We start from the raw sequence: 22717 nt of genomic DNA, 5'->3' as shown, positions 1-22717 counted from the left end.
CCGATTTCCGGCGCGATGCCCTAGAAAAGCCTGCTCCGGCGGCAAAAGACTGTTCACAACTGCTGTGCGGCTCACCGGTCCCGATTGGGATAACTGGGTGAATCGTACAGCGAATCAAGGCATTACAAGGACATCTTCACAGTCCGGCGGGCAAGTGGCGCCAAAGGCCGCAAATTGGCGCTTCCGATGGCAATCCGCTATAAATATCCGACTGATTCTGAACAAAGATCGTGATCACCATTGACTGAGCAAAGCACCCCCGGCGGCGGAAAAACTCCGCCAGGCATCGAGCCGATTTCCATCATCGAGGAAATGCAGCGGTCCTATCTCGATTACGCGATGAGCGTTATCGTCAGCCGCGCGCTTCCCGACGTGCGTGACGGTCTGAAACCCGTGCACCGCCGCATCCTCTACGGGATGAGCGAGCTCGGCATCGACTGGAACAAGAAATACGTCAAATGCGCCCGTGTGACCGGGGACGTGATGGGTAAGTACCACCCGCACGGCAACGCCGCGATCTACGACGCGCTGGCACGCATGGCGCAGGACTGGTCGCTCCGCCTGCCGCTGATCGACGGCCAGGGCAACTTCGGTTCGGTCGACGGCGACCCGCCGGCGGCCGAGCGCTACACCGAATGCCGCCTGCAGAAGGCCGCGCATTCGCTGCTCGACGATCTCGACAAGGAAACGGTCGACTTCCGCGACAACTATGACGGCACCCTGCAGGAGCCGGCGGTCGTTCCCGCGAAGTTCCCGAACCTGCTCGTCAACGGCGCCGGCGGTATTGCCGTCGGCATGGCGACGAACATTCCGCCGCACAACCTGGTCGAAGTCATCAACGGCTGCATGGCGCTGATCGACAATCCGGCGATCGAACTGCCGGAACTGATGGAAATCATCCCCGGCCCGGATTTCCCGACTGGCGCGCTGATCCTTGGCCGCTCGGGCATCCGCTCGGCCTACGAGACCGGCCGCGGCTCCGTCATCATGCGCGGCCGCGCCCATATCGAGCCGATGCGCGGCGACCGCGAGCAGATCATCATCACCGAGATCCCGTTCCAGGTGAACAAGGCGACGATGATCGAGAAGATGGCCGAGCTGGTCCGCGAGAAGCGTATCGAAGGCATCTCGGACCTGCGTGACGAATCGGACCGCCAGGGCTACCGCGTCGTCATCGAACTGAAGCGCGATGCCAATGCCGATGTCATCCTGAACCAGCTTTACCGCTACACGCCGCTGCAGACCTCGTTTGGCTGCAACATGGTGGCACTGAACGGCGGCAAGCCCGAGCACATGACGCTGCTCGACATGCTGCGTGCCTTTGTCTCGTTCCGCGAGGAAGTTGTTAGCCGGCGTACGAAATACCTGCTGCGCAAGGCGCGTGACCGTGCCCATGTGCTCGTCGGTCTTGCCATCGCGGTTGCCAACATCGACGAAATCATCAAGCTCATCCGCCATGCGCCCGACCCGCAGACGGCGCGCGAGCAGTTGATGGAGCGCCGCTGGCCGGCCCATGACGTCGAGAGCCTCATCCGCCTCATCGACGACCCGCGCCACCGCATCAACGAGGACGGCACCTACAACCTCTCGGAAGAGCAGGCCCGTGCCATCCTCGACCTGCGCCTGCAGCGCCTGACCGCGCTCGGCCGCGACGAAATCGGCGACGAACTCAACAAGATCGGCGAGGAAATCAAGGATTACCTCGACATCCTGTCGTCGCGCCTGCGTATCATGAGCATCGTCAAGGACGAGCTCGTCGCCATCCGCGACGAGTTCGGCACTCCGCGCCGGTCCGAGATCATGGAAGGCGGCCCCGACATGGACGATGAGGATCTCATCGCCCGTGAAGACATGGTCGTGACCGTCTCGCATCTCGGCTACATCAAGCGCGTGCCGCTGACGACCTACCGCGCGCAGCGCCGTGGTGGCAAGGGCCGTTCGGGCATGGCGACCCGGGACGAGGATTTCGTTACCCGGCTATTCGTTGCCAATACCCATACGCCGGTTCTGTTCTTCTCCTCGCGTGGCATCGTCTACAAGGAGAAGGTCTGGCGCCTGCCGATCGGCACGCCGCAATCGCGCGGCAAGGCGCTGATCAACATGCTGCCGCTGGAACCCGGCGAACGCATCACGACAATCATGCCGCTGCCCGAGGATGAGGCAACCTGGGAAAACCTCGACGTCATGTTCTCGACGACCCGCGGCACGGTTCGCCGCAACAAGCTGTCGGACTTCGTCCAGGTCAACCGCAACGGCAAGATCGCGATGAAGCTCGAGGAAGAGGGCGACGAGATCCTTTCCGTCGACACCTGTACGGAGCATGACGACGTCATGCTGACGACAGCGCTCGGCCAGTGCATCCGCTTCCCGGTCGACGACGTGCGCGTCTTTGCCGGCCGCAACTCGATCGGCGTTCGTGGCATCAATCTCGGCGACGGCGACCGCATCATCTCGATGGCGATCCTTGGCCATGTCGAGGCCGAACCGTGGGAGCGTGCCGCCTATCTCAAGCGCGCTGCAGCGGAACGTCGGGCGACGAACGGCGACGAGGAAGAAATCGCTCTGGTCGGCGAGGAAGTCGCTGACGGCGGAGAACTGTCGAACGAACGCTTCGAGGAACTGAAGGCACGCGAACAGTTCGTGCTGACGGTCTCGGAGAAGGGCTTCGGCAAGCGCTCGTCGTCCTACGATTTCCGGACTTCGGGCCGTGGCGGCAAGGGCATCCGTGCCACCGACACCTCGAAGACGACGGAAATTGGCGTGCTCGTCGCGGCCTTCCCGATCGAAGACAACGACCAGATCATGCTTGTATCCGACGGCGGCCAATTGATCCGCGTGCCGATCAATGGCGTCCGGCTTGCGAGCCGCGCGACCAAGGGCGTTACCATCTTCTCGACCGCCAAGGACGAGAAGGTCGTTTCGGTCGAGCGCATCAGCGAACCGGAAAGCGACGAAGAGGAAGGCGAAGAGGCGGCCGTCGAGAACGGCGCAGCGGAAACGCCAGCCGAATCCGAGGATTAAGCGCTCGACTTGAAGTGCCAAGGAAACTGAAAGCCCGCCATTTTGGCGGGCTTTTTCGTGCGTAGGACTAGTATTGAGCAGCAGCGGGAGTTGAAGTCAGATCTCGGTATTCGCGTCTGCAAGCGCAGTGCCACGAATATAGGCCCGCAGTCCCGCGGCAAGTGCGTCGAACGTGACGCGACAGCGGGGAGCCGTCTTCAGGTTCTCATGTATCACCAGCCAGGTATCGAGCTTCATCTCGAACAAGCCGGGCAGCACTGGGAGGAGGTCGGGATCGCGTGCCGCAAGTCCGTTCTGGCAGATGCCTATGCCGAAGCCGGTGCGGATTGCGGCCAATTGGGCAAGATTGCTGTCGGCCCTCAGCGCAAAGCGTGTGGCCGGCAGTTCGGGCGAGCGGGCGATGATCGCCCGGATCGCCGCAGTCTCTCGGTCGTAACCGATCAGGCTGTGATTGCTAAGGTCTGCCAGTGTCTGCGGCATGCCGCGTCGCTCGATGTAGCGGCGATGGGCGTGAAAGCCTAAGGGAACCGCGCCGAGATGTCGGGCGATCAGCGCATCCTGTGCGGGCGCCACCATGCGCACCGCGATATCGGCCTCCTGGCGCAAGAGGTCCTCGACCGTGTCCGAGGCGGAAAGCTCGATCGTCAATGCAGGATAGGCGGCGTGCAGTTCTGAGAGGATCGGCGGCAGGACCTCGATGCCGATGACTTCGCTGGCGCTGATGCGCACAGTGCCGCTGACCGTATCGCGCTGGCCCGACGCGGCCCGCAAGAGCGCAGCCGACGTCGCGGCGAGCGTCTCGGCATAGGGCCTGAGTGCCAGCGCGGCGTCGGTCGGCAACAGACCGTGCGGGGAGCGCACGAACAGCGGATAGCCGAGTGTCGCTTCCATGGCGTCCACGTGCCGGCCAACGGTCGGTTGCGTCAGGCCAAGCTCGCGGGCGGCGGCTGACAACGATCCCTCCTTAAGCACGGCGAGGAACGTTCGGTAGAAATCCCAGCTCAAATCTATCTTGCTCATGGATTTCAGTATAGCCGCGCAAGATTTTTCGGCAATTCCGTTTAGCTCGTGAATGCGTAATCCTGCCTTCATCGAAACGGATGGAGTGTGACATGACCGAGATGCAGCAGAGAACAAGACGTGCGCTGGTGCTCGGCGCGACGGGCGGTATCGGCAGCGCCGTCGCCCGTGGGCTCCTCAGGCGCGGCTGCCAGGTGCGTGCCTTGAACCGAAACGCCGCGACGGCGGCGCAGGCCGAGCCGGCGTTCGACTGGCGGCAAGGCGATGCCATGAACGCGGATGACGTTCGCACTGCTGCCGAAGGGGTGGATCTGATCGTGCACGCGGTCAATCCGCCGGGTTACCGCAATTGGGGCACCTTGGTGCTGCCGATGCTGGACAATACGATCGCCGCCGCCAAGGCCACCGGTGCACGCATCCTCTTACCGGGAACGATCTACAATTTCGGCCGCGACGCCTTTCCCGTCCTGACGGAGGACGCGCCGCAGAACCCGGATACCGACAAGGGTCTGATCCGCAGGGAGATGGAGCGCCGTCTGAAGGACGCCTCGGAGGCAGGTGTCGGCGTCATCATCGTGAGGGCAGGCGACTTCTTCGGTCCCGGTGCGGCCAATAACTGGTTTTCGCAAGGGCTGATAAAGCCGGGCAGAGCGTTGGGCGCGATTTCCTACCCGGGCCGCGAGGGGATCGGCCACCAATGGGCCTATCTGCCCGATGTCGCCGAAACCATGATCCGCCTCGTCGAGCGCGCCGAGGACCTGCCGCCTTTCGCCGTTTACCACATGCGCGGCTTCCTCGACCGCAATGGAACCGAGATGATCGCGGCGATCCGCCGGGTTGTCGGCAAGCCGGCGCTTCCCGTCCGGGCCTTCCCGTGGTGGCTGATCGACTTGGCTTCGCCCTTCGTTCCGCTCTTCAGGGAGTTGCGCAAGATGCGCTATCTCTGGCGCGAACCGTTGAGAATGCCAAACGAGCGGCTGCTTGCCGTGCTCGGCGAAGAGCCGCACACGCCGATCGACGAGGCGGTTGCAACGACGCTCGTCGGACTTGGCTGCCTGAACGCCCCGCGGGCGCTTCCGCAAGGGATTGCCGCAGGCTAGCGCGCGCTCGTGTCCAGGATCGGACAGGCCTCGATAGCTGTCAGTTCCGGAAGACGAGGCAAGCGCCGCCGCTCTTGCGGATGGTGGCGCAAAGCTTGTTCGCGTCCGCCTGGGTCTCGCGGCCGATGCGTGCAGCATAGCGGATACGCAGGCCGAAGCTGGCATTGCGCTCGCGCAGGAGAAGCGCCTTCTCGCTGCGGATCGGCTCCGGCAGGCGCTTGACGGCGCTGACGAACAGTCGCTGCGCCACTGATTTCTGGAAATGTGCGGCAAGCTGTACGCCCCAGGGCGCCCATTCGGCTTCGTCGATCACCTCGATGTCGCGGAGGTTGCGGGTGCTGGCGAGCGCCACGCAGCCGTCGATGAAGCTCTTGTTCTTGTCGAGCGTCAGGTCGAGGATCTTCGGCGGATTGTCGCGCCAGTCCTCGACGCTGTAGGCGGTGATCGCGAGCACGTAGTTGCGCGTTTCCGCCGGCAGCCAATCGACCTCGAGAAAACGCTCCAGCCCGTTCTCGCCGGCATTGTAGGCGGCAGCCGCATAGCCGAGATTGCCGTAGCGCGACCTGAGTTCGTTCAGATACTCTGCCGACTTGCCGAGCGCCTCGACGACATCGAAGCTGTTGTTGAGCCCTCGCATCTTCGCCGTTCCAGGCATGAATTGCGCGATGCCTTCGGCACCCTTGGGGCTGACGGCATTGGGCCGGAACAGGCTTTCGCGCCAGATGAGCCGGGCGAAGAAGGCCGCGGGCAGGTCGTTGACCGTCGCATAGTGGTCGATCACGCCGCAGATATCGCGGGCGAAGTTTTCCTTGCTGATGCAGAGCGACTTGGCGGAGTCGGTGGCCGACGGGCCGGAATAGACGCACTTGGGCTGCGCGGCGAAGTCGTCGATACGAGCCTCTGCCTCGGTCATGCTTAATGCCGGAATGCTGACGGCCAACGCCAGTGCCGCTCTCGCGACACGTGCCCAGGCGCCCGATCTGACCTTCCGCCGAAGACCCACGTCAAAACATTTCCAGAAACAGTCCTTGAAGGTTCATAGCATCTCCCACCGCCTCGACAAACGGCCATCGTCGAGGCGTCGCCGCGGGTTAGCGCGGCGAGCCCGTCGGAAGCACCAGTTGCATGAATGTCAGATCAAGCCAGCGGCCGAACTTCGTGCCGACCTCACGCAGCCGGCCGGTATCCTCGAAACCCAGTTGGGCATGAAGGCGGATCGAGGCTGCGTTCTCCGATTCGATGCCGGCGATCATCACATGTTTGCCAAGCCGTTCGGCCTCGGCGATCAACGCGACCATGAGTTTCCGGCCGATGCCGCCACCGCGCCGATCCTTGTGAACATAGACGGAGTGCTCGACCGTATGGCGATAGCCATCGAAGGCGCGCCAATCGCCGAAGGACGCATAGCCGATGACATCGCCTTCCTCGGAGACCGCCACCAGCACAGGATAACCCACGTCCGTGCGCGCCTTCAGCCAGGCCACGCGATTGGCGACATCGACCCGGGTCTCGTTCCAGATCGCCGTCGTGTTCGCCACGGCGTCGTTGTAGATCTCGCAGATGACTGGCATATCGTCTTGGATGGCCGCCCGGATCAGCATGCTTGCTCCTCGCATTCGTTCACTATATGACTACGATATGAATACTAAAGTAGATAGTCTGGATCAACGGCTCAGTGAACGAATTCGTCTGGAAAGAGAGGCGCGCGGCTGGTCGCTGAGCGAGCTTTCGGAGCGATCGGGAGTCTCGCGCGCGATGATCCACAAGGTAGAGCGGGGCGATAGCAGCCCGACGGCCACGCTGCTGGCAAAGCTCGCCGGCGCGTTCGGGCTCACCATGTCCACTCTGATCGCGCGTGCGGAGATGAGCCAGGGCAGGCTGTCGCGGCGCCAGGATCAGGCAGTGTGGCGCGATCCGCAGACCGGATATCTTCGGCGCCACGTCTCGCCGATGTCGGACCTGCCGCTCGAGCTTGTCGAGGTTGAACTTCCGGCCGGCGCCGAGGTGCCGATCCCGGCATCCGCCTATGCGCTCCATCGCCGGTGGCTATGGGTGACTGCGGGGCGCCTGACCTTCGTGGAAGGGCTGGAGACCCATACGCTCGGCATCGGGGATTGCCTGGAACTCGGCCCGCCGGAGGATTGCGTCTTCCGCAATGTCGGCGGAGAGACCTGTATCTACGCCGTCGTCCTGTTGCGGACGGGTTGAGCTTAGCTGCCGAGCTCGGCGATGGCGATTCGCGCCATCGTAAGGTCGTTCTCGACGCCGAAATCGTCATGGTCTTCCAGGAACCAGGCTGCGGAAAGCCCGGCATAGGCAAGCACCCAGTTGAGAATGCGCTGCGGGTGAAGCCCGGTCTCCTTCGCGACGATCGGCAGATGCCGCTGCAACCGGCCCGGAGCGGTGACCAGGGGCAGTTCTGGATTGCAGAACAGGTTGGCGTAGTCGTAGCCGCGATCGCCGAGGACGCGTTTCGGATCGATCGCCAGCCAGCCGCGGTCGCCAAAATCGAGGATGTTGGCGTGGTGGACGTCGGCATGCAGCACGACCGGCGGTTCGGGATCTGCAAACAGGCTTTTCGCCGCCTCGAGCGCGCGGGCAAAGAGACCGCCTTGAACGGGAGCAGCCGTCTCCAGGGAAGCGAACCATTTGTCGAGTGGCACGAGATCGCCGGGAACCGGTGTCGAGCGCGGCGCATGGAGCTCGGCGACGGTGCGGCAGATGATGCGCGTCACTTCCTCGTCGCTTCCGGTCATCGCCATGTGGAAGAGGTTGCGCTGGCTGTCCGTGCGCTCCATCAGCACCGCGTCGCCATCGGCTTCATAGACCTTTGCAGCGCCATGCCCGTTCCAGTAGAGCAGGGGCAGGCGACCATACTTCTCTTCCGGGTCCTCGGCGACCTTGAGCATCGCCTGCTGGCCGCGATAGCGGACGGGGTAAAGACGGCTGGAGGGGGTTACGATGACGTCGCCGTCAGGATGCAATGACCATTTTTCTGAATATAGCGAAAACATAAGCTCTTCATTCCCAAAGACAAATGCCCCGCCGAAGAGGCGGAGCATTGCCATGTGGGAGTGTCAGGCGACCTGTTCAAGGGCCGGATAGTCGGTATAGCCCTTGGCGCCACCGCCGTAGAAGGTTGCCTGATCCGGCGCGTTGAGCGGCGCATCGCGCTTCAACCGTTCGACGAGATCCGGGTTGGCGATGAACGGCTTGCCGAAAGCGACAAGGTCGGCTTCGCCGTCCTTGACCGTCTTTACCGCGAGTGCCCTGTCATAGCCATTATTGGTCATCCAGGCAGCCTTGCCGCCGGCAGCGACATAGGTCGAACGCAGGGCGTCGTAGTCGAATGGCTGGTCGCCCTGCTGGTGGTCGCGCGGGCCGCCGGTCGCGCCTTCGATGATGTGGATATAGGCGAGGGGATAGCGGGCGAGGTTCTTGACCACATGGCCGAACACCTCCTGCGGCTGCGGATCAAAGGCATCGTTGGCGGGAGTGACGGGCGAAAGGCGGATGCCGACCCGGCCGGCGCCGATTTCATTCGTCACGGCATCCATGACCTCGAACAAGAAGCGGGCGCGGTTTTCGATCGAACCGCCGTAGGTATCGGTGCGGTGGTTCGAACCCGAACGCAGGAACTGGTCGATGAGATAGCCGTTGGCCGCATGGATCTCGATGCCATCGAAGCCGGCGTCGATCGCGGCGCGGGCAGCCTTGCGATAGTCCTCCACGATTGCTTCGATCTCGGCGGTCTCCAGTGCATGCGGTTCGGAGGTTTCGGCAAAGGAGCCAGTACCGTCCGAATTGACCAGATAGGTCTTGGACTTGGCGCGAACGGCCGACGGTGCAACAGGCTTGCCGCCACCCGGCTGCAGAGAATCATGCGAAATGCGGCCGACATGCCACATCTGGACGACGATCCGGCCGCCCTTGGCGTGCACCGCGTCCGTCACCTTGCGCCAGCCTTCAAGCGCTTCCGGCGTATAGAGGCCCGGAACGTCGGCATAGCCCTGGCCCTGCTGGGTGATCGCCGTTCCCTCCGAGATCAGCAGGCCTGCCGTCGCGCGCTGCTCGTAGTAGGTCACATTCAGGGTGTTCGGAACGGCGCCCGGGGATCGGTTGCGGGTCAGCGGCGCCATCACGATGCGGTTTTTCAGCGCGATGTCACCAATGGTGATGGGGTCGAAAAGCGAGGCCATGGGAGGTCCTTTCAGGGGGGGGCTGCTTGGGAGAAGGTGGTTGATTCAGAGATCGCCGATGCTCTCGAGGAAGGCGGCGATCGTCTCTTCATCGCGGCGGTAGAAGATCCATTGGCCAACCTTGCGGGTTGTCACGAGGCCGGCGCGCTGAAGCACAGCGAGATGCGAGGAAACGGTCGACTGCGACAGGCCGCAGCGTTCGAACTGGCCGGCACATACGCCGAGATCGAGCGGATGCTCCTGGGTCGGAAAATGGCGCTGCGGCTCCTTCAGCCAGGCGAGGATGTTCACCCGCACGGGATGGGCAAGCGCCTTGAGGATTTCGTCTCGGTCCATGGTATATCGCCATATCGTGTTTTAACGATAAATGTATCGCTAAAACACGATATTCAAATCACAAGACCGTGAGCGTGCTGCAGGCAAAAAAAGAGGGCCTCAAGAAAACTTGGGCCCTTGTAGTTGTGAAGGTAATAAGAACCTCCAGAGGGGAACAGCTAATGCGGTGGCGGGGAGGAGAAGCCACCAAGAATGCATCAGCTGCATTTTAATATGGGAAGCGAAGTATCGGCTTTCAATAGCCGGCTGTGATTTTCGTCACGTTTCGCCTGTATCTAACAGTAGACAAAAAAAGAGGGCCACAAGATGACTTGGGCCCTTATAAGTTGTGAAGGTAATTAAACCTCCAGAGGGGAACAGCTGCTGCGGTGGCACTGGGAGGAGAAGCCACCAAAGATGCATCAGCTGAGTTTGGTATGCTGCTTTTTTGGGCGCGCAACAATCATTTTCTGTGCATGACAGCCATGTCATGCGCGCATCCCTGCCTATTTCTGCGGCGAACAATAAAAATGCGCCGCACAATAGAGACGGCGCATCCGTAATATCGATGTAAAAACAGATGGTTGGTGGCCTCTTGGGAAAATGCTCGGAAAATGAGCATTCGCCGAAGCGTCCTAAAAGTTCCAGTTGCGGGCCTTGGCGACGATGTAGTCGCGGAAGACCTTGAGCTTGGCTGCGTTCTTCATCTCGTCCGGATAGCAGAAATAGGTATCGAACGACGGGATGTCGGCGCTGATCGGCAGCTGGATGAGGCCAGGATCGCGACCGACGATATAGTCGGGCAGCATGGCGACGCCGATGCCGAGCAGGCAGGCGCGCTTGATCGAGGTCTGGCTGTTGATCTGCAGGTGCGACACGCGTGGATTGTCGGAATCGCGGCCGGCGATCTCGAGCCAGTTGACGTCGAGCAGATAGTTCGGCGCCGGCTCGCCGAAGGTGATGATGCGGTGGTTGTCGAGATCCTCGACTGACTGCGGCTCGCCATACTTGTTGATGTAGGACGGAGCTGCATAGACGTGCATGTGCACGGTGAAGAGCTTGCGCTGGATGAGGTCCGACTGCTGCGGCTGACGCAGGCGGATGGCACAATCCGCGTGGCGCATGTTCACGTCCAGCTCCTCATTGTCGAGGATGAGCTGAACCTGCACGTCCGGGTGCAGCGACATGAACTCCTGGATCTTGTCGGTGAGCCAGCCCTGGCCGAGTCCGACCGTCGTGGTGATGCGCAGCTTGCCGCTCGGCTTGTCCGTGGTTTCGCTCAGTTGGACCTTGACACTCTCGAGCTTCATCAGCACTTCATGCGCGGTGCGATAGAGGATCTCGCCCTGTTCGGTGAGGATCAGGCCGCGCGCATGGCGGTGGAACAGCTTGATGCCGACATCCTGCTCCAGCGAACTCACCTGCCGGCTGATCGCGGACTGCGAAAGATGAAGCTTGTCTGCCGCATGGGTGAACGACCCAGCCTCGGCCGCCGCGTGAAAAATGCGCAGTTTGTCCCAGTCCAGCGACATGTAGTCCCCCATAAGAAACCACTCCGGAAGACGGGGTCCTGTCTTCCGGGCGTGGCTGATGCATCTGTTCCCACACGGGCGAGGTGCCTCAGCGGCACCACCCCGATTCGCAGCTTCTATTCGGCTGCAATTGCGACGGGCATATGACCCGCCAGGTATTTCTCGGCCTCAAGCGCTGCCATGCAGCCCATGCCGGCCGCCGTAACCGCTTGACGGTAAATGTCGTCCGTCACGTCGCCTGCGGCAAAAACGCCGGGCACGTCGGTCGCCGTCGAATCGGCCGCGGTCCAAAGATAGCCGTTGGACTTCTGCCGAAGCTTGCCTTTGAAAAGTTCGACTGCCGGCGCGTGGCCGATCGCGACGAACACGCCGTCGGTGACCATGTCGGAGGTTTCGCCGGTCTTGGTGTTGCGCAGCTTCACGCCGTTGACGGAAGCGGGCATCGGCGGCTTGGCCGGCGCACCCAGGTATTCCGTGACCTCGTGATCCCAGATCACCTTGACGTTCGGCTTGGCGAACAGGCGCTCTTGCAGGATCTTCTCGGCGCGGAAGCTATCACGGCGGTGAACGACAGTGACCGTCTTGGCGAGATTCGAGAGATAGAGCGCTTCCTCAACGGCCGAGTTGCCGCCGCCGACGACGATCACGTCCTTGTTGCGATAGAAGAAGCCGTCACAGGTGGCGCAGGCCGAGACGCCGAAGCCCATGAAGGTCGGTTCTGTCTCGATGCCGAGCCACTTGGCCTTGGCGCCGGTTGCGATGATCAGCGCGTCCGCCGTCCAGTCGTTACCGCTGTCGGTCTTGATGCGGAACGGGCGCACCGACAGGTCGACATCGGTCACGAGATCGTTGACGATCTCGGCGCCGACATGGGTCGCCTGCTTCAGCATCTGTTCCATCATCCACGGGCCTTGGACCGGATCGGCATAGCCCGGGTAGTTTTCGACGTCAGTCGTGATCATCAACTGGCCGCCCTGTTCCATACCGGCGATCAGTACGGGCTCGAGCATGGCGCGCGCCGTATAGATGGCGGCGGTATAGCCAGCCGGGCCGGAGCCGATGATCAGCACTTTCACGTGACGGGCAGTCATAATCTTGTCCTTCGCTCATCGGAGAGGATTGCCTCCACATCCGATTCCATTGCGTCAATGGGAAATCGTCCCATACTTTAGGTATTCCCCACCATGACTTTCAAGAGTGCGCAGCCTGATACACACAAGTGCTTGAGCCTCAAGCCCGCTTTTGCCACCAGATGACGCGCTTAGGGCACAGGCGTCGGCCCGGCATCGATCCGCGCCGCACCCCGACAATGGAGCGCTCCTTGCGTCGCTCCTGAAGATGTCCACCTCTATTTGCGCATCTACCGGCATCGCCAACGCCATTTTCCCGCGAATAGTCGGCCGGGCTGCTTGTTGTCCAGCGGGTTTGACGATATTTCACGCGGATTCACTTTGCTGGAGAAGCATATGGGGTTGAATGCCGGCCGTGCATGGTTGCACTGCGAAAGCGCTGCGCTCGGCCACGCACCGACTCGAGACGACCTTGCCCTTGACGAGCGCGCCTTGCTGAAAATCTCGACCGAGATGATCGCGGCAGCGCCGGGATAGGCGGACATCAGTCGACGTCGCCCGCCATCGGGGCAACCTCACCATCGGCAGACACAAGTTTTCGACTTTGCCTCGCGCTCAAAGTCACCACGAAAAGGACGAACGTTCATGACGAAACAAGTCGAGCTCGACGCTATCGATCTCAAGATCCTTCGCGAGCTCCAGCGTGATGGCCGGATGACCAATGTCGATCTCGCGCAAAGGGTCGGCATCTCCGCGCCGCCCTGCCTCCGGCGCGTGCGCAAGCTCGAAGAGACCGGCGTCATCAAGGGCTATCACGCACTGCTGAACGCACCGGCGCTCGGCTTCGATCTCGTCGCTTTCTGCATGGTCGGCCTGAAGCGTCAGTCGGAGGCCGACCTCAAGGCGTTCTCGGCCGCTACTGCAGAATGGCAGATCGTCCGGCAGGCCTGGACGGTTTCCGGCGAAAGCGACTTCCTGCTGCATTGTGTCGCCGAAAACCTCACGACTTTCCAGGATTTCGTCATCGAAGTGCTGACGGCCAATGAACGGGTCGACACGGTGCGCACGATGCTGACCATTCGCCAGGTCAAGGATATCGGCCTCGTCCAGATCTAAGGCCCGCCCATGAACAAGCTTCCGCTGTCCGCCTTCATCATCTGCCAGAACGAAGAAGCCTATCTCGGTAATTGCATCGAGAGCCTCGAGCAGTGCTCAGAAATCGTCATCGTCGATTCCGGCTCGACCGACGGAACGGCAGCACTCGTGCAGTCCTACATCGACAAGGGTTGGCCGATCCGTTTCCTGCATGAGCCGTGGCGGGGCTATGCCGGCCAGAAGCAGTTCGCGCTCGACCAATGTACGCAGCCCTGGTGCTTCAACATCGATTCCGACGAACGCCTAGACGAACCGCTGAAGGCACTGCTGCCCTCGCTGCTCGATGCGCCGCCGGAGACGGTCGGCTGGCGCGTCGCGCGCAGGCCCTACCTCATCGGCTACGGCTACACGCCGGAGCGGGCGCACGAGCGGCGAAACCTGCGGCTGATCCGCCAGGGCAGGGGACGATACGATCTCAATCAGAAAGTCCACGAGGGGATCGTGCCGGATGGCGCGGTCGGCGCCGCTGCCAAGGGCAGCCTGCTGCACTATCGGCCGCTGATCATCGACGAGCAGATCCTCAAGGAAAACAAGTATTCGACGCTGAAGGCCGATCAGCAGTTCGCCGCCGGTAAGTCGGCGCGCCCTTACAAAATGCTGTTCAGCCCGCCGCTCTATTTCCTTAGGCTCTATTTCCGCAACGGTCTGTGGCGCTGCGGTTTTCCAGGCTTCATTGAGGCGATGACGGGAGCGGTGTACGCTTTCCTGACCGCCGCCAAGATCTATCAGAGGCACGCGCTCAAGCGGCACCCGAACCATGACGACATGGATCGGCGCGCCAGCAAGCGGTGAGGTTTTCATGAAAGTCATGCATTTTCACTTCGGCAAGGACGGCGGCGCTGAGCGTTTCTTCGTCCACCTGGTCAACGCGCTCGCCGAGCGTGGCGTCGAGCAGACCTCTGTCATCCGCCATGGTCGTATCTGGAAGAAGGACATCGAGGGTGCGACGCGCATCATCGAAAGCAACTTCCGCAACCTGTCGCTCGACCGGATCCTCCTGCCGATGAAGGTCAGCAGCATGGCACGCCGCGAAAAGCCGGATGCGCTGTTTGCCTGGATGCCGCGCGCCAGCCGCCTGATGCCCAACTACAAGGGCTGCATCAAGATCTCGCGTCTCGGCGACTATCCGCTGCGGCTCGACTATTTCCGCAACACCGATTGCCTCGTCTGCAACACGCCGGGCATTGCCGAGCATGTGCGCAAGATCGGCTGGAATCGCGACGTCGAAGTCATCTCCAACTTCACCGGAACCGAGCGGGTCGCGCCCATCAGCCGCGCCACGCTCGACACGCCTGAGAATGTGCCTGTGGTCATGTCGATGGGGCGCTTCGTTCCGCGCAAGGGCTTCCACACGCTGATCCAGGCGATCGCCAAGGTGCCGGACGCCTATCTGTGGCTCGTCGGCGATGGCGAAGAACGTGCAAATCTGGAGAAACTGGCCGCCGACCTCGGCGTGGCAAAGCGCGTGCGTTTCGCCGGCTGGCAGAAGGACACGCGGCCTTTCCTTGCCGCTTCCGACATCTTCGTGATGGCGTCGAGCCACGAGCCGCTCGGCAACGTAATCCTCGAATCCTGGGCGCAAGGGACACCGGTTGTTTCCAGCCGTTCAGAAGGGCCGCAATGGTTCATGCGCGATGGCGAAAACGGTTTGATGGTCGATATCGGTGACGCCGACGGCTTTGCCCAGGCAATCGACCGCATCGCGGGCGATACGTCGCTCGGTGAACGGCTTGCCGAACGTGGGCACGAGACCCTGATGAACCAGTTCTCGAAGCAGGCGATTACCGACGCCTATCTGAAGCTCTTCGCTTCCAAGCGGTGAGACGTATTCAATGTGGCGGCTGCCGCGCAAGCGGCAACGCCAGTCAGGAGCGCATCAGGCGTTCATAGACCGCGTTGATCGCGCGGGCCTCGCCCTCGATCGCAAAGGATGCGCGGGTCAGCCCCAGACCGTTGGCGCCAGCCAAGGTCCGGCGATGATCATCGTCCATGAAGCCAGCCGTTGCCTCGACCATGGCCTGCAGATCGTTGGCGGCGATCACGGCGCCGGTTTCCTGCTCTCCGACGACGACCAGTTCCGAAAACGCGCCGACGTCGGTTGCGATAACGGGCACGCCTGTCGCCATCGCTTCGAGCGGCGTCAGCCCGAAACCTTCCCAGCGCTGCGGCGCGATGAAGAGATCGAGCCCACGATACCAGTCCGGAATGTTGGTGTGTTCGCCAACGAAACGGATGCGGTCGGTGAGCCCGGCCTTTGCGACCCGCTCTTTCAATTCGTTCTCGAAGGCGACGTGCGGGCCGGTGGCGCGACCGGCGACGATGGCACTCCAGCCGGGCCGGCACGGCAGAAGCCCAATCATGCTGTCGACGAAGAGATCCGTGCCCTTCTGCTTACGCACCCGCCCGAAGCAGCCGACATATTTTTGGTTGGGGTCGAGCCCGAGCGCAGCTTTGGCTGCCGCTGTGTCAACCGGCGGCTGGAAGCGCTTGGTATCGATGCCGTGCAGGATCACCGTGTTCGGCACCTGCAGATAGGCGGCGGTCTTGCCGCTGGTCGCGATTACCGCGTCCATGCGCGAAATCAGAAACTTGCTCCAGCCGGTGTGGCGGCGCTGCGACGCAGAGGTGAAGACGATCCTCAGCTTCATGCCGAGAAGGTCGCGCAGCACGATGGCCGGCAGCATTTCGACATTGCGGCGCGCATGCCAGACCCGGCAGGGCCGTCCGTCCGGTGCGCTCCACAGGCGCAGGAGATCGCGGAAGCGGATCGAGGGCAGGGTGTCAGGCAAGCCCGGGCCAAGCACGGCGATCTTTTCGCCGAGCGCGCGCTGGATCGGAATCAACTGGATGATGGTGGACGTCACGCCCGAGAGGCGGCGCTTGAAATTGGGAGCGATGACCTCGACGTTCCGGATATCGGCCACGAAAGCGCACTCCTTGCGCGAGCAACGATCGTCTTTTGAAAAGGAGAAACGGGGCGAAGGCAGGCTTCGCCCCTTGGCTAGGGCAGATCAGCCCCAGTTGACGGCGAGAATTTCGTAGGCCTTGGAACCGCCAGGCGCGTTCACTTCGATGGAATCGCCGACTTCCTTGCCGATGAGCGCGCGCGCGATCGGCGACGAGATCGAAATGCGGCCAGCCTTCACGTCGGCTTCCTGGTCGCCAACGATCTGGTAGGTCTTTTCTTCTTCAGTGTCTTCGTCGACGAGTTTGACCTTGGCGCCGAACTTGATCTTGGAGCCGGACATCTTCGAGAGATCAATGACTTCCGCGCGGGCGATCAAGTCTTCGAGCTCGGTGATCCGGCCCTCGTTGTGGCTCTGCGCTTCCTTGGCAGCGTGGTACTCGGCATTTTCCGACAGGTCGCCATGTGCACGGGCTTCGGCAATCGCCTCGATGATTCGCGGTCGTTCTTCCTGCTGGCGCCAGCGCAGCTCCTCCTGCAGGTTGACGAATCCGCCCTGTGTCATCGGCACTTTTTCGACCATTTCAATGTCCTTCATCAAGCACGAGGCGCCGCCCTTAGGGCGGCGCCAACGCAAAAGAAAACGGTCTCCGGCGCGTAAACGCCGGAACCGTCCGAAACTTCGAACCTTGGTTATAGCAGAAACGGAAGCGCGAAAGCCAGATATTTCGCCATCATCCACCGAACCCTGAAAGGCCACTGCAACTTGTGGGGGAAGCGATGGGGTGGCAAGCTACGCGGAAAGCGCTTTACCTCAACCGCGGTTGAGGTCGTAACAAAGGTGTTCCGAAGAGATAGCAGCGAGGAACGTTGGGCATGGTTCTGGCGAGGGATGAAACCAAGGCAGGCGAGGGCAATACCGCACTTCAGGAGGACGGCCGCTGGAGCGAACTGTTGCGGCCGGACTATCTGGCGACGACGGCTGCCCTTTGCCTCGGGGTCGCGTTGTTCGCATTCAACGAGTTTTTCGTAGCGACCGCGCTGCCCACAGCCGTCGAAGAGATCGGCGGCGCTACGCTGTTGTCCTGGGCCGTCACGCTCTATCTCGTCTTTGCCATTCTCGGCGGCGCTGTTGCCGCCACGCTCAAGTCAAGGTTCGGCGCACGCGGGACGCTGATTACGGCCGCGCTCATCTTTGTCGTCGGCACCCTCATCGCGACCGCCGCCGGCAGCATGCCGCAGGTCCTCGCCGGTCGCGTGTTTCAGGGATTCGGCGAGGGGATCATTGCCGCGGTCTGCTACGCGCTGATTCCCGAACTCTTCCCGCCGCGCCTGGTCCCAAAGGTATTCGGAGCCGAGGCCATCGTCTGGGCAACGGCGGCCTTTGGCGGGCCACTCGTGTCCGGATTCCTGACGGAACACTGGTCATGGCGGGTGGCTTTCGCCGTCAACGTTCCCGCAACCGTCATCTTCGTTGCGCTCGTTCTGCTGATCGTACCGGCACGCAAGGTGCTATCGACCGACACGCCTCGTCCAATCCCGCTGCTGCGGCTGACCGTCGTCGGTTCCGGCATATTGCTGATATCGGTCTCAAATACGGCGAGCAGCGTCCCATTGATGGCGGCGGCGCTGGCGACGGCGCTGACCATCCTCTGGGCGGCCGTCGCAACCGACCGTCGGGCGGAGCATCCGATCCTGCCCGCGGGCGCCTTTCAGCTCACAAAACCGCTCGGCACCGGACTTTGGGTCGTGCTGCTGATGCCCCTCGCTCAGGCGTCCGGCTCGGTGTACCTCATTTATGGCCTGCAACATGTCTGGAATTTCAGCCCCACGGCCGCCGGTTTTTCCGCGGCATTGATGGCGATCTCCTGGAGTGTGACCGCTATCGCCGTCGCAAGCCTGCACTCGCACGCTCTGCGCGTGAAGCTCATCCCTGCGGGACCTGCGCTTCTCAGCCTCGGGCTCGCTGGTCTGATGATCGCCTTCGCGATCGACGATTACCGGCTGGTCTTCCCGAGCCAGATCGCGGTCGGGGCCGGGTTCGGCATGTCCTGGGGCACGCTCAGCCAGCTGATGATGGACGTCTCCTTGCGAGGAGAGCGGGACAAGACCTCAGCGTTTCTGCCGACGTTGCAGTCGGCCGGTTATGCGATCGGCGCGGCGATCTGCGGGCTGACGGCCAATCTTCGCGGTTTCGACGAGAAGGCGAACGTTGCCACGATGCACGCCGCCTTGTTCACGGTTTTCGTCGTCGCGTTCCTGATCTCCACGGCTTCTCTGTATCTGGGCGTCAGAACCGTGCGGCTCGCAGCGAGCCACGCGCGTCGTGATCGGGGCAGAACTGCTGCCGAGGCCCTGGCGGCAGACTAACAGTGTGATCAAGCGCAGGATGGATGTTCCTGCGCTTTGCTCGTTGCGCTGCTTCAGGCTGCAGCGTAGAGAGAGGCGCCGACGTGGCGGCGGGCAAGCAGAGCCCGCTGTTCGGCGCCGCGGCCGATGGAGGGCACGATTGTTGCCAGCAGCCTGCAGTTGCTGGAACGGACCTGAACCTTCAGCGAACCATAATCGGCATCGCGGCCGATCTTGTCTGCGATCCGCTGGCCGTAATAGAGGGCCGATCCCTCGTCGAAATGGCTGATACCGTCTTCATCGACGAAGTGCTCGTCGCCCCACAGCAAATCAAAGAAATAGAGTTGCACGATCTTGCCCCATGTCGCGCCCACCGGCGAAGCCGCCGATCTCTCAGTGCGCAGGGTCATAGAAACATGTGCCGGGGGAATGCAGGCTGAACCGGTCGTTCATGCGGCGTTCAGCGGAGGGGCGGGCTGTTGAAGCGCATCACACCCTCGGGGATAGCGGCGGCGCGCGAGGGTTTCGCGCGCCGCGGTCTTTCCTAGGCCTTGAAGTAGCTCTGCAGCGGGCGCACTTCGAGGCTGCCTGCCTTCAGAGCCTTGATTGCGTGCGCAGCCGCTTCAGCACCGGACATGGTGGTGTAGTAGGGCACCTTTTGCATCAGTGTGGCGCGGCGCAGCGACTTGGAGTCCGAGATCGCCTTGTTGCCGTCCGTCGTGTTGATGACGAGCTGAACGTGACGGTTGCGGATCGCATCCTCGACGTGCGGACGACCTTCCTGAACCTTGTTGATCTTGGTGGCGGCAATGCCGTGTTCACCGAGGAATCGAGCCGTGCCGCTGGTCGCCATGACCTTGAAGCCGATGTCGACGAGGATGCGGATTGCCGGCAACACCCGGGTCTTGTCCTCGTCGCGCACCGAAACGAACACTGTTCCATCGCGCGGCAGGTCGACGCCGGCGCCGAGCTGCGACTTGGCAAAGGCCAGTGCATAGTCGGTGTCGAGACCGATGACTTCGCCGGTCGAGCGCATTTCCGGGCCAAGCAGCGTATCGACGCCGGGGAAACGTGCGAACGGGAAGACTGCTTCCTTGACCGCGATGTGCTTGAGGTTGCGCGGATCCGGCTTTTCGCCATAGGCGGCGATCGCGACATCGAGCGCTTCGCCGGTCATGACGCGGGCCGCGATCTTCGCGATCGGTGCACCGATCGTCTTGGCGACGAAGGGTACGGTGCGCGAAGCGCGCGGGTTGACTTCGAGCACGTAGATCGTGCCGTCCTTGATCGCGAACTGCACGTTCATCAGGCCGCCGACATTGAGCGCCTTGGCAAGGGCTGCCGTCTGGCGTTCGAGTTCGTCGACCATGTCCTTGTCGAGCGTGTGCACCGGCAGCGAGCAGGCGCTGTCGCCCGAGTGGATACCGGCTTCCTCGATGTGCTCCATGATGCCCGAGACGAAGACATCCTTGCCGTCGCACAGGCAGTCGACGTCGACTTCCGTCGCGTTGGTCAGGTAGCTGTCGAACAGCAGCGGATTCTTGCCGAGCAGCGTGTTGATCTGGCCGGTCTTGTCGTTCGGATAGCGCTGCTTGATGTCCTCAGGAACGAGGCCCGGCACCGTGTCGAGCAGGTAGCTCTGAAGCATGCTTTCCGAATGGATGATCTGCATGGCGCGGCCGCCGAGAACGTAGGACGGGCGTACGACCAGCGGGAAGCCGATTTCGGCAGCGACGAGGCGGGCCTGCTCGACCGAGTAGGCAATGCCATTGTTCGGCTGGTTGAGGTCGAGCTTCATCAGAAGCTTCTGGAAGCGGTCGCGGTCTTCGGCCAGGTCGATCGCGTCAGGTGCCGTGCCGAGGATCGGGATGCCGTTCTTTTCCAGCGCTTCGGCGAGCTTCAGCGGCGTCTGGCCACCGAACTGGACGATGACGCCGACCAGTTCGCCCTTTTCCTGCTCGGCGCGCATGATCTCGATCACGTCTTCGGCCGTCAGCGGCTCGAAGTAGAGGCGGTCGGAGGTGTCGTAGTCGGTCGAGACCGTTTCCGGGTTGCAGTTGATCATGATCGCTTCGTAGCCGGCATCCTTCAGCGCGAAGGCGGCGTGGCAGCAGCAATAGTCGAACTCGATGCCCTGACCGATGCGGTTCGGACCGCCGCCGAGAATGACGACCTTCTTGCGGTCAGACACTTCAGCTTCCGAGCGGGCGGCACCGACGAAAGGCGTTTCGTAGGTCGAGTACATGTAGGCGGTCGGCGAGGCGAATTCGGCAGCGCAGGTGTCGATGCGCTTGTAGACCGGGCGGACATTAAGCGCATTGCGCAGTTCCGCCACTTCCTTCGGGCGCTTGCCGCCGAGCGTTGCGAGGCGGGCGTCGGAGAAGCCCATTGCCTTCAGCATGCGCAGGTTCTCGGCATCGGCAGGCAGGCCGTGCTCGCGGATGCGCGCTTCCATGTCGACGATCGCCTTGAACTGGGCGATGAACCACGGGTCGATCTTGCTCGCCTCGTGAACCTCGGCTTCGCTCATGCCAAAGCGCAGCGCCTGCGCAACCATGCGCAGTCGGTCCGGCGTCGGCGTGCCGATTGCCGCACGAATGGCGTTACGGCCATCGCCGTTCTCGTCCATGTCGGGGATTTCGATTTCGTCGAGGCCGGTAAGGCCGGTCTCGAGGCCGCGCAGCGCCTTCTGCAGCGATTCGGCAAAGGTACGGCCGATCGCCATGACTTCGCCGACCGACTTCATGGCGGTGGTCAGAACCGGCGAGGCGCCCGGGAACTTTTCAAAGGCGAAGCGCGGGATCTTGGTGACGACGTAGTCGATCGACGGTTCGAACGAGGCCGGGGTCGCGCCGCCGGTGATGTCGTTGTCGAGTTCGTCGAGCGTGTAACCGATCGCGAGCTTCGCCGCGATCTTGGCGATCGGGAAGCCGGTCGCCTTGGAGGCGAGGGCCGACGAGCGCGACACGCGCGGGTTCATTTCGATGACGACGAGACGGCCGTCCTTCGGATTGACGGCGAACTGCACGTTCGAGCCGCCGGTCTCGACGCCGATCTCGCGCAGAACCGCGATCGAGGCGTTGCGCATGATCTGATATTCTTTATCGGTCAGCGTCAGCGCCGGCGCAACGGTGATCGAATCACCGGTGTGCACGCCCATGGGGTCGATGTTTTCGATCGAGCAGATGATGATGCAGTTGTCCGCCGTGTCGCGGACCACTTCCATCTCGTACTCCTTCCAGCCGAGCACCGATTCTTCGATCAGCACTTCGGTGGTCGGCGACGCATCGAGACCGCTGCCGACGATGTCGAAGAATTCCGTGCGGTTATAGGCAATGCCGCCGCCGGTACCGCCGAGCGTGAAGGACGGACGGATGATGGCGGGCAGGCCAACATCGTCAAGCGCCTGCGCGGCAATCGCCATCGCGTGGTTCATGTAGCGCTGCTTGCGGTCGCCTTCGCCAAGGTTCCACTGGTTCTCGAGGTCATCGAGCGCCTTGTCGAGCTCGGCGCCGGAAAGCCGGCTCTTCAGTTCGGCGCGCTCGGCCTCGTGCGTCTTGCGGTCATGGTCCTTGATGTCGGTGGCATTCGCCAGCCGCGACTTCGGCGTTTCGAGGCCGATCTTCGCCATTGCTTCGCGGAAGAGGGCGCGGTCTTCGGCCTTGTCGATGGCGTCCGGCTTGGCGCCGATCATCTCGACATTGTAGCGGTCGAGAACGCCCATGCGGCGCAGCGAGAGCGCCGTGTTGAGCGCGGTCTGGCCGCCCATGGTCGGCAGCAGCGCGTCCGGGCGCTCCTTGGCGATGATCTTGGCGACAACTTCAGGGGTGATCGGCTCGACATAGGTTGCGTCGGCAAGACCCGGATCGGTCATGATCGTCGCCGGGTTGGAGTTGACGAGGATGACGCGGTAGCCTTCCTCCTTCAGCGCCTTACAGGCCTGGGTGCCGGAATAGTCGAATTCGCAAGCCTGACCGATGACGATCGGCCCCGCGCCGATGATAAGAATGGACTTGATATCTTGGCGCTTCGGCATGGTCGATCATCCGTT

The 22717-nt window shown here is 62.3% G+C and carries 19 protein-coding genes; 7 read left to right on the top strand and 12 right to left on the bottom strand.

Translation table 11 applies throughout. The features are described 5' to 3' along the window. Nucleotides 1-240: 240 nt before the first annotated feature. The gene (gene gyrA / locus IB272_RS10150) at nt 241-3021 is read left to right on the top strand and encodes a DNA gyrase subunit A (RefSeq protein ID WP_034791267.1); all 2781 of its coding nucleotides are present in this window, start codon (nt 241-243) and stop codon (nt 3019-3021) included. 96 nt (nt 3022-3117) lie between these two features. Here the strand turns inward: gyrA and IB272_RS10145 are convergent, their stop codons facing one another. Further along, the gene (locus tag IB272_RS10145) at nt 3118-4041 is read right to left on the bottom strand and encodes a LysR family transcriptional regulator (protein ID WP_113294522.1); all 924 of its coding nucleotides are present in this window, start codon (nt 4039-4041) and stop codon (nt 3118-3120) included. Nucleotides 4042-4133: 92 nt separating this feature from the next. Between IB272_RS10145 and IB272_RS10140 the strand changes: the two genes are divergently transcribed. Further along, nucleotides 4134-5141: an SDR family NAD(P)-dependent oxidoreductase gene (locus IB272_RS10140; RefSeq protein ID WP_113294523.1), complete on the top strand. Its 1008-nt coding sequence runs from the start codon at nt 4134-4136 to the stop codon at nt 5139-5141. Nucleotides 5142-5181: 40 nt separating this feature from the next. On the opposite strand, the gene IB272_RS10135 is transcribed toward IB272_RS10140, so the two are convergent. Then, nucleotides 5182-6054, bottom strand: coding sequence for a lytic transglycosylase domain-containing protein (locus IB272_RS10135; protein ID WP_113294524.1), 873 nt, complete (start codon nt 6052-6054; stop codon nt 5182-5184). Nucleotides 6055-6232: 178 nt separating this feature from the next. Next, nucleotides 6233-6742 (bottom strand): GNAT family N-acetyltransferase, encoded by a 510-nt coding sequence (locus tag IB272_RS10130; RefSeq protein WP_192444379.1) that lies wholly within the window; start codon nt 6740-6742, stop codon nt 6233-6235. Between IB272_RS10130 and IB272_RS10125 the strand changes: the two genes are divergently transcribed. Next, nucleotides 6741-7349: an XRE family transcriptional regulator gene (locus IB272_RS10125; RefSeq protein WP_348646784.1), complete on the top strand. Its 609-nt coding sequence runs from the start codon at nt 6741-6743 to the stop codon at nt 7347-7349. The genes IB272_RS10130 and IB272_RS10125 overlap by 2 nt on opposite strands. Before the next feature lie 2 nt (nt 7350-7351). Here IB272_RS10125 and IB272_RS10120 read toward each other — a convergent pair whose 3' ends face one another. From IB272_RS10120 to trxB, 5 genes are all read right to left on the bottom strand, one after another. Continuing rightward, complete coding sequence (locus tag IB272_RS10120; protein ID WP_113294537.1) at nt 7352-8155, bottom strand: aminoglycoside phosphotransferase family protein; 804 nt, start codon at nt 8153-8155, stop codon at nt 7352-7354. Between the two features lie 63 nt (nt 8156-8218). Beyond that, entirely contained in the window at nt 8219-9340 is a 1122-nt protein-coding gene (locus IB272_RS10115) for an alkene reductase (protein ID WP_113294527.1), read from the bottom strand. Nucleotides 9341-9385: 45 nt separating this feature from the next. Next, complete coding sequence (locus IB272_RS10110) at nt 9386-9676, bottom strand: metalloregulator ArsR/SmtB family transcription factor (protein ID WP_034791288.1); 291 nt, start codon at nt 9674-9676, stop codon at nt 9386-9388. 614 nt (nt 9677-10290) lie between these two features. Next, entirely contained in the window at nt 10291-11187 is an 897-nt protein-coding gene (locus tag IB272_RS10105; protein ID WP_034791460.1) for a LysR family transcriptional regulator VtlR, read from the bottom strand. 116 nt (nt 11188-11303) lie between these two features. Beyond that, nucleotides 11304-12278: a thioredoxin-disulfide reductase gene (gene trxB / locus IB272_RS10100; RefSeq protein WP_034791290.1), complete on the bottom strand. Its 975-nt coding sequence runs from the start codon at nt 12276-12278 to the stop codon at nt 11304-11306. Nucleotides 12279-12902: 624 nt separating this feature from the next. On the opposite strand from trxB, the gene IB272_RS10095 reads away from it, so the two are divergent. Genes IB272_RS10095 through IB272_RS10085 form a run of 3 tightly spaced genes read left to right on the top strand, consistent with a single transcriptional unit; the run spans nt 12903 to nt 15234 of the window. Beyond that, nucleotides 12903-13373 (top strand): Lrp/AsnC family transcriptional regulator, encoded by a 471-nt coding sequence (locus IB272_RS10095; protein ID WP_034791292.1) that lies wholly within the window; start codon nt 12903-12905, stop codon nt 13371-13373. A 9-nt stretch (nt 13374-13382) separates the two neighbouring features. After that, the gene (locus tag IB272_RS10090; protein ID WP_034791294.1) at nt 13383-14204 is read left to right on the top strand and encodes a glycosyltransferase family 2 protein; all 822 of its coding nucleotides are present in this window, start codon (nt 13383-13385) and stop codon (nt 14202-14204) included. A 7-nt stretch (nt 14205-14211) separates the two neighbouring features. Then, nucleotides 14212-15234, top strand: coding sequence for a glycosyltransferase (locus tag IB272_RS10085; protein WP_192444378.1), 1023 nt, complete (start codon nt 14212-14214; stop codon nt 15232-15234). A 43-nt stretch (nt 15235-15277) separates the two neighbouring features. Here IB272_RS10085 and IB272_RS10080 read toward each other — a convergent pair whose 3' ends face one another. Together IB272_RS10080 and greA are read right to left on the bottom strand one after the other, a co-directional pair. After that, nucleotides 15278-16336 (bottom strand): glycosyltransferase family 4 protein, encoded by a 1059-nt coding sequence (locus IB272_RS10080; RefSeq protein WP_192444377.1) that lies wholly within the window; start codon nt 16334-16336, stop codon nt 15278-15280. An 87-nt stretch (nt 16337-16423) separates the two neighbouring features. Further along, nucleotides 16424-16900: a transcription elongation factor GreA gene (gene greA, locus IB272_RS10075; RefSeq protein ID WP_034791305.1), complete on the bottom strand. Its 477-nt coding sequence runs from the start codon at nt 16898-16900 to the stop codon at nt 16424-16426. A 293-nt stretch (nt 16901-17193) separates the two neighbouring features. Between greA and IB272_RS10070 the strand changes: the two genes are divergently transcribed. Next, a complete protein-coding gene (locus IB272_RS10070; RefSeq protein WP_192444376.1) occupies nt 17194-18687 on the top strand; it encodes an MFS transporter in 1494 nt (497 codons plus the stop codon). Between the two features lie 53 nt (nt 18688-18740). Here the strand turns inward: IB272_RS10070 and IB272_RS10065 are convergent, their stop codons facing one another. Together IB272_RS10065 and carB are read right to left on the bottom strand one after the other, a co-directional pair. Then, complete coding sequence (locus tag IB272_RS10065; RefSeq protein ID WP_192444375.1) at nt 18741-19076, bottom strand: hypothetical protein; 336 nt, start codon at nt 19074-19076, stop codon at nt 18741-18743. 134 nt (nt 19077-19210) lie between these two features. Beyond that, nucleotides 19211-22702 (bottom strand): carbamoyl-phosphate synthase large subunit, encoded by a 3492-nt coding sequence (gene carB / locus IB272_RS10060; protein WP_034791307.1) that lies wholly within the window; start codon nt 22700-22702, stop codon nt 19211-19213. Nucleotides 22703-22717 lie beyond the last annotated feature (15 nt).

Origin of the sequence: Ensifer sp. ENS08, from assembly GCF_014852195.1 — a bacterium.
GTDB lineage: Bacteria > Pseudomonadota > Alphaproteobacteria > Rhizobiales > Rhizobiaceae > Ensifer > Ensifer adhaerens.
The sequence above is the reverse complement of the archived record's forward strand: the minus strand, read 5'-3'. Positions and strand labels throughout refer to the sequence as shown.